Raw genomic sequence first — 11,378 nt, forward strand, 5'->3', positions numbered from 1 at the left:
GAGGCCACGATGTTTGAGCGAGACCAGGAGCCCCTCCTTCACCGGCCCAACCCTGCAAGGAGCGGCGGACCCAAGCCCGGCTCACCTTCGGGAAGCGTGACCGCCCAGCTTCTGGAGCTCCAGAGGAGCGCAGGCAACTCGGGTGTCGCAGCGCTGCTGCAGAGGAAAGTGGAAGGGGAGGAAGAGACCTCGCCCGTCCGGGACCTGATGAGGAGTGGCGGGGGCAGCGCCCTGGACGAGTCGACCCGCAACTTCATGGAGTCACGCCTGGGGGCCGACCTGGGCGATGTGAGGATCCACACCGGTTCAAAGGCGACCGAGGCCGCTCGTTCCGTGCAAGCCCACGCCTACACCGTTGGCACCGACGTGGTTTTCCAGGACGGCCAGTACAGCCCTTCCAGCACCGAGGGCAAGAAGATGCTCGCCCACGAGCTAACCCACGTCATCCAGCAGAAGGCCGGCCCGGTCGCGGGCACCCCTGCCCCCGGAGGCATAAGCATCAGTGATCCGTCCGACCGCTTCGAACAGGCTGCAGAGGCATCCGCCGAAAAGGTGATGTCGGGTGAACCGGATACGCCGCAGGCGGTGGGCTCCGGTGCCGGCCTGCAGCGCCAGGAGTCCTCCGAGGAGGAGGACGAGGAGGTTCAAGCAATGGCGGTCCAGCGCCAGGAGTCCCCCGAGGAGGAGGACGAGGAGATCCAGGCCAGCTCCATCCAGCGTGAGGAGGCCCCCGAAGCCGAGGAGGAAGAGCTGCAGTGAGCCCGGACCGGCGGGGGCCTCGGGGGGGAAGCGCCTGAAGGCGACCCGGGCGCCGGTCGCGGGGCCGCGGAGAACGGGGACGAGGGGCGGATCTTCCGAGCGAACCCGGGCGCCTGGCTCAGGCGGCACCCGGAGGCCGGCCGCCGCCCACCGGACGAGCGCCGAGGTTCTTGACCTGCAGCGCAGTGCAGGGAACCACGCCACTTCGACTCTGTTGCAGGCGCCGGTCCGGGGCCCGGAGCAGGCCGTCATCCAGAGAGCGCTCAGCCGCGGATCCGGTTGGGGGTGGCCCTTCTGGGTCAACAGCACCGCAGCGCAGTTGTGGGCGGACCTGGACCGCAAGTTCAACACTGAGCTGGTAACCCTGAAGTCCGATCTGGAGCTCCTTCGTACCAACAACCCGTTCGCCGCCGCCACTTTGAACGCGGCCATCAAAGAGATCGAGGACACGAACAAGGCCCACGACGGAGCGGTCGACTACCCCGGCGCCGGCGCTTTGAACAAGACCCTCGACGACCTGATCGCCAAGGTGGGGAATATCAAGACGGCGGTACGCGGGGAGCGCCGTGACCGGCTTGCCGCTTTCAAAACCCGGTTGGGGACACCGCTCACTAGCATGGCTATCGACTTCGCGGCAACCAAGCTGAATTCCCAGGACCGCAAGAACCTCGTCGCGGAGCTGTCCGGCTACGAGAGCAACCCGAACCTCCCGGTCAACGCCGCGACGATCGAGGCGTCGGTTGCGTCGCTCGAACAGGCCTACTCGAACGCCCGCGACAAAACTGCCGGGCTGAAAGTCAAGAAGGCGAAGGAGCAGGAGCGCCTGCGGGCCGAGGAGGAGCGGCAGGCGAAGCTCGAGGACGAGGAGCGCAAACGCGAGGAGGCGCTCAAGGCTTCGATCGCCCGGGTGATTCCCTCCTACAACCTGCTCCTGGCGAAATGCACCGGCGGGCTCGAACAACTCGGACTGCTCGCATCGTTCATCAAGAAGGGTGAGGACACCCTGCTGAACAACTGCCTGAACCAGACCACTTCGGATCAGTTGGTGAAGCTGTTCAGGATTCACAACTCCAGCGTCTCCATGCTCAACAGGCTTCTGCTGGCGGCCGGGGAGCGCAAGGACCTTCTGGAGAAGCTGCTCACCGAAGTCGACGCCGGCGAGGAGCAGGACCTGCTCGATCTGCTTCAAGGGCACGACAGTCCGGCGGACGACCTGTTGAAGCTGCTCGAGCTGATAATCCCCTCCCGGGTCAACCAGCTGTTGCAACAGGGGACATCCACGGTGCTGATCGACCTGTTCGTTGCCAAAAAGGTCGCGGTCCAGCCGGCGATCGACCTGCTCAAGTCGGACGCCGGCCACCACGCCGTGGACATGCTTACCAGCGTCCCCAACCCGGCTTTCCTGTTGGAGCTGCAGGCGCTGGCGCCCGACCCCGAGCAGCTGTGGTGGGTGGTGACCGACCTGCCCCGGAAGGCCAAGGCGGTCACGAAGGCAAGGGCCATGGTCAAGAGAACCGGTCCACCTGCCACCTGGGACGACGTAGTGGGGATCACCCAGGTTCAACAGGCCCGGGGTCTTCGAACCGCAGCCGGCACGGTGATACCGATGAAATCGGTCGACGACCTCACCGAACACCAGAAAAAGCATGTGAAGGCGTGCCTCAAGGGCATCGCCGAGGGCGAGGCGCCGGTACTCACCCACCCCGACGGCGCCAAGTTCGGAGACGCCTTCAACAACGACCAGGGCAGGCTGCCGGGAGTCCGGGGGGCCGGCGGCTACAAGGAGTACTACGTCGAGAAACATCCCGACTCGGCCGCGTATCACGGGGAGCGCCGGGTGGTGGTGAGCGACGACACCGGCTTCACCTACCTGACCCTGGACCACTACGCCACCTTCAGCCGGATAGTGTGAGGGAATGACGCAGCAGCCCTTCGACCCGCACGACCTCGGCGCCCTCACGCTGGCCGCTGAAGGCCAGGCCGGCGCCCTGGAGACCGCCCTGAAGGACCACGGCTGGACCGTGTGGCGTCTGGAGGGGGACGGCGCGGCCGGCGCGGCTGGAGTCTTCGACCGGGCGTCTCGCGACCTTCCGTCGCCGTTCCCCACCCGTCCGGTGAACGACTGGACCGCGTTCACCGACAGCCTCTGGGAAGCCGTTCACGTCTCGGGAAGCGACGACTGCGCCCTTATCTGGACCGGGGTCCACCACCTGCTGGACGGAGCCCTGGGAGACCTGCTGGACGGATCGAACGCGCTGATTGGGCTCAGCCGGGGCCTGAACTCGCCCGCCAAACCCGCCACCGGGCCGAAGCGATTCCGTTCCCTGCTGCTGGGTCGGGGACCCAACTTCCCGGAGCTCGAAGGGCTGACCTCCTAGGTTTTTATCTTCTTCACCGGTGGTTCTCCCCCACCCCCCGTACGTCGTTTGGTTATTGGAGGCTGGGTTCGGGCCACCGCGTACAGGTAGCCGGAGTCGGTGATCAGAGGGTTGACGTTGCCGTTGCGGACTGCGTTGTAGCCGGCATTGAAGTCGGACCACCCGACGGAGAACGCCGGGTTGCCCGCCTGGTTTACGTGACGAAGCTCGGATTCCTGAACCCCCTGCAGATAGGTCGTGAAGCCGAGCGCCTCCACCCGGCCCGGCGGCGGCGCTCCCTGAAGGTTGACCAGGTTCAACCGGGCGTGTGCGTACCCGTTCCAGAAAGCGTTGAACGACAGGGCCGACCCTCCGGCAACCCCGGCCAGGCGGTTGCCCAGCGCCAGCTGCTCCCCGGACCAGTAGTCCGTCGCCCCCAACCCGGCGGCTCCGGCCGGCACGCCTCCGCCCTGAGCCTGGGCAACGGCATGGTCGACGCCCGTCCAGTAGTCCGACACCCCGGCATCTGTAGCTGCGCTCGGTGCCGGGTGGGGTGTGTTACGGACGTTGACCTTGGCGTGGTCGGCGCCGGCCCAGTACTCGTTGAACGCATTGGTTCTCGCCAGGTTGCCGGGCGCCGGAGCGGCGCCGCGTGCGTTTCCTCGGGCGTGATTGACCCCGGCGGTGTAGTCGGCGTGCCCCATCAGCCCCGCCCGGCCGGCGGCCCCGGCCCCGGTTTGGGCGGCCTGCATGCCTCCCAGGTACCCGGCGTGGCCGCGGGCGGCGACGTTCGCGGCCAACCCACCGGAGGGCGCTCCGAGATTTGCGGCGGCCATGATCACCCCAACCGAGTGGTAGAAGCCACTGAGGTACCCGCCTGCGGTTTGTAGGGGAGCCGGCTCGGTTCCCGCAACGTACCCGGCCGAGTCGGCGGCCCCGGCCTCGGCGTCGTCCCACCCCAGGGCGCGAGCCGGAGCCGACGGCCTTGGTTGTGCGTTGCGGTGCGCGTCGACCCCCTCCCGGTACTCGGCAAAGCCTTCGGATCCGGCTCCGGCGGTCGGGGCGGCACCCTCCAGGCTTGCCAGGTCGCTGCGAGCCTGGTCCACGCCGCTCCAGAAGTCGGCAACCCCCTTTGCCGCAGCAGCGCTTTGTTCGGGATAGGGCGAGGTCCTCAGGTTGCCCAGGGCGTGGTCTGCGCCGGCCCAGTACTCGTTGAAGCCGGTGGTCTTCGCCAGGCTGCCGGGCGCCGGGGAGGCGCCTCGTGGGTTGGCCTCCGCGTGCGCGATGCCGGCGGTGTAGTCGGTGTGGCCCTGCAGACCCGCCCGGGAGGTGGCGGCGGCGGCTGCCTTGGCGGCCTTCATTCCCTCCAGGTACCCGGCGTGGCCGCGTGCCGCGATGTTCTCGGCCACACCTCCGCCGGGGGCCGGCTGCTCCGTCGCCGCAAGGATCACTCCGACCGAGTTGTAGTAACCGCTCTGGTAGCCGCCGAATGTCTGGGAGGGAGCGTTGACCGCATCTTTGTCGTAAGCGGCGGCCTGGGCGGCGCCGGCCTCGGCGTCGTCCCAGCCCAGCGCAGCTGCCGGGCAGGCCGGCCGGCCCCGTCCAGCGGTGTGCGAGTCGACCCCCTCCCGGTAACGCGCAAAGCCCTCGATTTGAGCCCCGGCGGTTGGAGCGGCTCCCTCCAGCGCCGCCAGAGTGCTGCGGGCGATGTCCACGCCGGCCCAGAAGTCTGCGATGCCGGATGAAGCAGAGGTGCTCTGCGAGGGGTAGGCGACGTCGCGCGAGTTGGCCGCGGCGTGGTCGGCGCCCTTCCAGTACTCGGTGAAGGCTGCCGTCTTCGCCAGGTTCTCCGGTCCCGGCAACCCGGTCCGCGGGTGGGATTGTGCGTGAGCGACGCCGGCGAGGTAGTCGGCGTGTCCCTGCAACCCTGCCCGATGGGTGGCGACCGCGCCGGTATGGGCGGCCTCGGCTCCACCGAGGTACCGGGCGTGGGCTGCGGCGGCCACCTTCTCTGCGGGGCCCCCTGATGGAGCGTCTTTGCCCGCCGCAGCGAGAATTGCCCCCACGACGTCGAAGTAGCCGCTCTGGTAGCCGCCCGTCGACTGCTTGGGGGCTACGTCGGCACCGGGTATGAAACCGGCAGCGTCGGCAGACCCGGATTCCGCGTCGTCCCAACCCAACCCTGCGGAAGGGAACCCGGGCCTGCCCTGAGCCGCCTTGCTCAACTCGACACCCTCCCGGTACCCGGCGAAGCCTTCGGACTGCGCCCCACCGGCGGGGGCGGGCCCCTCCAGGGTCGCCAGGTTGCTGCGAGCGGTGTCCACCCCTTTCCAGAAGTCCGCTGCTCCCGCGGCCGCTGCGGCGTTCTGGGCGGGGTAGGCGACGTTCCGCTCGTTCGCCCTGGCGTGATCGGAGCCCAGCCAGTAGTCCTTGAACGCGCCGGCCCTGGTCACGTTCTCCGCCCCGGGCGGGTTGGTGCGTGGGTTGGCCTGGGCGTGGGAGATCCCCGCGGTGTAGTCGGCGTGGCCCTTCATTCCCGCCCGGTCGGTCACTGCTGTGCCGGCCTTGGCCGCCTGGGCGCCCCCCAGGTACTTCGCATGGCCGCCTGCCGCTACCCCCTCCGCAAGACCCCCGGAAGGTGCGGCCTGGCCCGACGCCGCCAGGACCGTCCCTGCTGTGTGGTAGAAGCCGCTTTGAAAGCCGCTGTGGGTTTGAGTGGGAGCTTTCGGCCCGCCTGACGCGCCGGCAGCTTCGGCCGACCCGGCCTCGGCGTCGTCCCAACCGAGGATGCCGGCCTTGGAAGCCGGCTTGTTCTGAGCTGCCTTGTAGGCCTCCACTCCCTCCTTGTAGCCGGCGAAGCCTTCGGCCTTGGCGCCGGCGGCGGGACCGGCGCCCTGCAGCGCCGGCAGGTTGGAACGGGCGACGTCGACACCGGCCCAGTAGTCGGCGGCCCCCTCGGATGCGGCGGAGTTCTGTTTGGGGAAGGCGACGGTTCGGTCGTTCGCCTTGGCGTGGTCGGCGCCCAGCCAGTAGTCCGTGAAGGCACCGGTTTTTGCCAGATTGTCCGGGGCGGGTACTGCGGTACGGGGGTTGGCCCGGGCGTAGGCGACTCCCGCGGCGAAGTCTTTGTGACCCTGCGTCCTGCCGAGAGGGGAGTCCGGCGCCAGTACTGCCGTCAGGCTCGCAAGGGCCGCCTCGACCCCCTCCCAGTACTCGGTGTAGCCACCTGCCTTGGCCAGGTTGCCAACCGGGACCTGGTTCGGCGGAGTCGTAAGGGCGTGAGTAACCCCCGACCAGTAGTCGGTGTGCCCATCGATTTTGGCCAGGTTGCCTACCGGGGGGACGTTCAGCAGGTTGGTGTGGGCGTGTTCGACGCCGGCCCAGTAGTCGGCGTGCCCTGCGATATGGGCCTTGTTGTTGACCGGGGGGGTTGTCAACGGCAGGGTGAGCGCCAGCGCCTTGCCGGCCCAGTACTCCGCGTGGGCGAGGGACTCAGCATGGACGGCGGGGACCGTGCCGATCGGGTGGGTGTGGGCATAAGCGATGCCGGCCGAGTAGTCCTGGTAGCCCATTGTGTAGCCCCGCCCATAACGGATAACTGGGGCCGTGCCCAGCCGGGAGGCAGCCACCCCCTCGTTGTAGTGGTCGTAGCCCGCCTGGTACGCCGCGTTCCGGCCCGGTTTCACCGGCTGGTTGGCCCGGGCCCTCTTAATCCCCCGCCAGCGCTGCGGCATGACATGGGGCCGGCCGACGGGTTGCGCTGCGCCGCCCACAGTCTTGTCCCAGGAGTGAACGTCCTTGAAATGAGTCATGTGGCGAAATGACTTTCCGTAGAAGGAGTTGGGGACGCCGCCCGGATACTCAACCGCGTCGTTGGCGGTGAAGGTCATCGGACTTGGGATGGTGAAGCTGGCCTGCCCGGAGAGCCCCCCGACCAACGGGACCGCGTTCGCGTTGTTGGGAGAGGCGGCGTAGTCCAGCTCCTGCCAGTCAACCTGAAGCCTCGAGGCGTAGCTGAAACGGGCAACTGTGTGGTCCAGGCCGGTGTTGGCCTGATAGGCGTTGTCGAAGGCCGCGCCGGCGACGCCCAGCCGCTTCATCAGCCGGGGCATGGAGTCGGTCCCGTAACCGACGCGGACTTCGTACTCAATCCACTGCCCGGCAGATGTTGCGTTCTTCACCAGCCGTTCGACGACCTGCAGGTGGTCCGTATTGGTCGGTTTTTGCGGAAACGCGGTCAGGTTTTCGGCGGCGTGCGGCACCGCCGGGTCGCCCGGGCCGCCCAGGTTGTCGTTCAAAAGATGCCCCTGGCAGTAGTTCGCCTGCTTGGTGGCGTCACTGAACATGCTCGTGTACGCGTAGGGCCGGAAGTTGGCCACGTTTTGTTTCGGGCCCGATCCATAGGCCACCCCCGGGCCTACGATTGCCTTCACATGGGTGCCCTGGCCGGTGGCTGCATCGACCGGATCCCACGCTGGAGCGGCGTTCACCAGCACGCGCTGCACGACCACCGGTAGCGGCCGGCTGCCTTTGAGAAACGCAGTAGTTGCCCGGTTCCCCACCGCACCTTGAAGCTGCAGGATTGCCGAGGCCACGGTGCCGGCCGGGGCCCGGCTGTGCGCGACAGCCGCGGCGGGAACACGCTGCGGCGCGGCGAGACCGACTCGGGTGGGGTACATCGTCCTCCCCGGCCGCAACCTCATTACGGCCTTGGAACTGCGGAAGATACCAGCTACGGGGGGCCCAACGAAGCCCCCTCGGGCGAGAGCTCGGAACCTTGCCCTTTCGGGCAGACATCGGTGCCCCAAAGGCCGGACCTTCGGACATTGCCCTTAAGCCCCTTCAGGCCACAGGCTTGCACTCAAATCCCCGAAGGAGGAGAGGTCCAATGCCCACCTATCTGTCGCCTGGCGTCTACGTTGAGGAGATCGATTCCGGCTCGCGCCCGATAGAGGGCGTCGGCACCGCAGTTGCCGCGTTTGTAGGTCTCGCGTCCCGCGGTCCCCTGCACACCCCGACCCTGGTTACCAACTGGACCCAGTTCACCCAGGCGTTCGGAGACTTCGTCGAGGGCTCCTACCTGGCCCACGCGGTTTACGGCTACTTCCTGAACGGCGGCGGAGCCTGTTATGTCGTCCGCATCGGCGCCGAAAGCAACGGCTCCTCCGGCGGCGTCCCCGAGCTTCCCCAGGCCGACACGACCCTCGGCGGCTACAAGATCACCGCGGTGTCCCCCGGCTCCGAGGGAGAAGAGATCACCGTCGACATCGAGCACCCGGCCGAACCCGACGCCCCCACCGACGCGTTCAAGCTCTTCGTCAAGCGCGGCGGCGAGGTGGTGGAGGAGTACGACAAGGTCTCCACCAAGAAGGGCCGTCAGAACGTCGTCACGGTGGTCAACCCGAAGTCCAAGCTGATCCAGATCGAGGAGCTTCCTACCAAGGGTGAGCTCGTCCGTCCCGAGGCGGGCAGCACCGCGCTGGCGATGGGAACCTCGCCCCAGGAGGTCAAGCGCCTGCGGCCCGACGACTACACCGGCAACTCCGCCGACCGGACCGGTTTCGGCGGCCTCGAGGCGGTCGACCCGGTGACCATGCTGTGCGTCCCCGACCTGATGGCGGCCTACCAGAGGGGAATGCTCGACCTCGAGGGCGTACAGGCGGTCCAGCTGGGCATGATCGCCCACTGCGAGCTGATGGGCGACAGGGTAGCGATCCTGGACACCCCGCCCGGCCTGAACGCCGACCAGGTGCGCGAGTGGCGCATGGACAAGACCGGATACGACTCGAAGTACGCCACGCTCTACTGGCCCTGGATCAAGGTCTTCGACCCCCCGACCGGCCAGAACGTCTTCGTCCCGCCCTCCGGCCACATGGCCGGGATCTGGGGCCGAAGCGACGACACCCGGGGCGTCCACAAAGCGCCTGCCAACGAGGTCGTCCGCGGAGCGATCTCCCTGGAGCTGAACCTCACCAAAGCCGAGCACGACCTGCTGAACCCCAACGGCATCAACTGCATCCGGGCCTTCTCCGGCCGCGGGATCCGGGTCTGGGGCGCACGGACGCTGTCGAGCGACCCGGCGTGGAGATACATCAACATCCGGCGCCTGTTCAACTACCTGGAGGAAAGCATCCTGGAGGGCACCGAGTGGTCGGTGTTCGAGCCCAACGACTACGCCCTGTGGGCAAAGATCCGGCGGACCATCGCATCCTTCCTGGTCAACGAGTGGCGCAAGGGCGCCCTGTTCGGCCTGACCCCCGACCAGGCGTTCTACGTGAAGTGCGACGAGGAGACCAACCCGGCCGAGTCGATCGACGCCGGCATGGTGGTCTGCGAGGTGGGCATCGCCCCGGTCAAGCCCGCCGAGTTCGTGATCTTCCACCTGTCGCAGTACTCCGGCGGGGCCTCCCTGACCGAGTAACAACTCAAATCTTCCATCTCCAAAGGAGGTAGTTGTGGCCCTTCCAGATACTGATTTCGACGTTTCGGTCGGTTGGTCGTTCGGCTTCGAGTTCGACGGCATCGCCATCAAGCAGATCCAGGAGGTCTCGGGCCTGAAGGTCGAGTCCGACGTGATCGAGCTCAAGGAGAACGCCAAGGACGGCAAGTACGTGAACAAGAAGCTCCCCGGCCGTCCGAAGGCCGGCGAGGTGACCCTGACCCGCGGCCTGACCAACGACACCAGCTTCCAGGATTGGATGAAGCTGTCCTACTTCGGGGACCTCAAGCAGGCCCGCAAGGGAGGCGCGGTGATCGTCTACGACTTCGTCGGCGAGCCCCTCAAGCGCTACAAGCTGCTGAACTGCTGGCCGAAGAGCCTCGAGATCGGCAGCCTCAAGGCCGGCGACACCAGCGTGCTGACCGAAAAGCTCACCATCACCCACGAAGGTTGTGAACCCGAGTGATGAAAAGAAGTGCAGCAGCAGCGGTCGCCCCGGCGCTTCGGGACGCCTCGCAGCCGGCGCCGCGGGAGGAACTGCGCACCGAGTTCGACTTCGAGCTGCCCCGCGGCTACGTCGACGACTCGGGCACGGTCCACCGCCACGGGGTCATGCGCCTGGCGACCGCCCGGGACGAGCTGGTCCCGCTGGCGGACGACCGGGTGCGGGAGAACCCCAACTACCTGACGGTGGTGATCCTCGGGAGGGTCGTGATGAGCCTGGGGACGCTGTCGGACGTCCACGCCGGGATCATCGAGAAGATGTGGGCCTCCGACGTGGCTTTCCTGCAGGACCTGTACCGCCGGATCAACCAGGAGGGCCACACGAAGGCGGCGGTGACCTGCCCCTCGTGCAGCCACGACTTTGCCGTCGACGTGGCGGGTGGTCGCCTGGGGGAATCGTGATCTCCTCGAAGAAGCAGCTGTTCGGGGAGATCTCGCAGATTGCCTACCACTTCCACTGGCCGCTGGACGACATCCTGGACCTGGAGCACGGGGTGAGGGGGACGTTCTTGAACGAGATAGAGCGAATCGCCAACCGCTCGGCAAGCTCCCGATAGCCGATGTGGCCCTTCAAGAAAAGGGTCGCCGGGACGCAAGGACCTGACTCACCGCTCGAGAAGGTCGGGCGCAGCCCGTCCGGCGAGTGGGCCGGCGTTCCGGCGATCGAGCGCACGGTTACCCCGCTGCCCACCACCATAGAGACCACCTCGTTTCAGGCCGACCTGGCGGCCCAACGCCCGCCGGCGCAGTTCCTGAAGCCCCTTTCGCACGGGCTCTCCCCCAGCGGGCCTTCGGGGCTGATCGGCGGCCTGGTGATGCCGGCCCGGCCCACCGAACGTGCGGTTCGGGTCCAGCGTTCGGCCGTGAAGTTTGCCCCGCGGCCGGGCGGGAGGTGGGTCACGGATCTGCCGGCCGAGGTGGAGCAGGCGGGTGCATCCGATCAGACCCGTCTGGCGGACCCGGGCCCGGCGACGGCCTACCCGGCCGCTCCCGAGCCTCCGGTTCAGGCCGACCCTCTGCCGGCCCCGGCCCCCGACGCCCCCAAACCGGCCGGTGGCCGGCCGGTGCTTCTGCGGGTCGATTCCGACGCCCTCCCAATCGTGCGGCTTCCATCCTCGCCCCGGCCCGCATCACCCCCGGTCGAGGCACCGGTTGCACCCGCGCCGGCCGGGTTTGAGCCCGCCCGGCCACAAGCCCCGCAAGCTCCGGCTCCTGAGGCCGGCGACCTGGGCACATTGGGGGGCGAGCCCGAGGCCTCGCAGCCGGCTGCGTCTACAGAGGCCCACCCGCCTTCTCCTCTTTCGAGTAGCGGCGAGCCC

9 protein-coding genes are annotated in these 11,378 nt (G+C 67.9%); 8 read left to right on the forward strand and 1 reads right to left on the reverse strand.

Annotated features, from left to right (window positions below; genetic code table 11):
- The first annotated feature begins 9 nt into the window (after positions 1 to 9).
- The 3 genes from VFV09_14690 to VFV09_14700 all read left to right on the forward strand — a co-directional run bounded on the left by VFV09_14690 (position 10) and on the right by VFV09_14700 (position 3,137).
- The gene (locus VFV09_14690; protein HEU4868958.1) at positions 10 to 759 is read left to right on the forward strand and encodes a DUF4157 domain-containing protein; all 750 of its coding nucleotides are present in this window, start codon (positions 10 to 12) and stop codon (positions 757 to 759) included.
- Positions 760 to 973: 214 nt separating this feature from the next.
- Positions 974 to 2,671, forward strand: a complete 1,698-nt coding sequence (locus VFV09_14695) for a ribonuclease domain-containing protein (GenBank protein ID HEU4868959.1) — start codon at positions 974 to 976, stop codon at positions 2,669 to 2,671.
- 4 nt (positions 2,672 to 2,675) lie between these two features.
- Complete coding sequence (locus tag VFV09_14700; GenBank protein HEU4868960.1) at positions 2,676 to 3,137, forward strand: hypothetical protein; 462 nt, start codon at positions 2,676 to 2,678, stop codon at positions 3,135 to 3,137.
- On the opposite strand, the gene VFV09_14705 is transcribed toward VFV09_14700, so the two are convergent.
- Entirely contained in the window at positions 3,134 to 7,795 is a 4,662-nt protein-coding gene (locus VFV09_14705; GenBank protein ID HEU4868961.1) for a hypothetical protein, read from the reverse strand. The two genes, VFV09_14700 and VFV09_14705, sit on opposite strands and share 4 nt — an antisense overlap.
- Before the next feature lie 209 nt (positions 7,796 to 8,004).
- Between VFV09_14705 and VFV09_14710 the strand changes: the two genes are divergently transcribed.
- The 5 genes from VFV09_14710 to VFV09_14730 all read left to right on the forward strand — a co-directional run.
- Positions 8,005 to 9,537 (forward strand): phage tail sheath subtilisin-like domain-containing protein, encoded by a 1,533-nt coding sequence (locus VFV09_14710; protein ID HEU4868962.1) that lies wholly within the window; start codon positions 8,005 to 8,007, stop codon positions 9,535 to 9,537.
- 34 nt (positions 9,538 to 9,571) lie between these two features.
- A complete protein-coding gene (locus VFV09_14715; GenBank protein ID HEU4868963.1) occupies positions 9,572 to 10,021 on the forward strand; it encodes a phage tail protein in 450 nt (149 codons plus the stop codon).
- Positions 10,021 to 10,461, forward strand: coding sequence for a hypothetical protein (locus VFV09_14720; protein ID HEU4868964.1), 441 nt, complete (start codon positions 10,021 to 10,023; stop codon positions 10,459 to 10,461). Before VFV09_14715 ends, VFV09_14720 begins: the two co-directional genes overlap by 1 nt.
- Positions 10,458 to 10,616: a DUF6760 family protein gene (locus VFV09_14725; protein HEU4868965.1), complete on the forward strand. Its 159-nt coding sequence runs from the start codon at positions 10,458 to 10,460 to the stop codon at positions 10,614 to 10,616. Before VFV09_14720 ends, VFV09_14725 begins: the two co-directional genes overlap by 4 nt.
- A gap of 3 nt (positions 10,617 to 10,619) precedes the next feature.
- The coding region (locus tag VFV09_14730) for a hypothetical protein (protein HEU4868966.1) at positions 10,620 to 11,378 on the forward strand (759 nt) is incomplete at its 3' end.

This window comes from Actinomycetota bacterium, assembly GCA_035759705.1.
Taxonomy (GTDB): Bacteria; Actinomycetota; CADDZG01; order JAHWKV01; family JAHWKV01; genus JAJCYE01.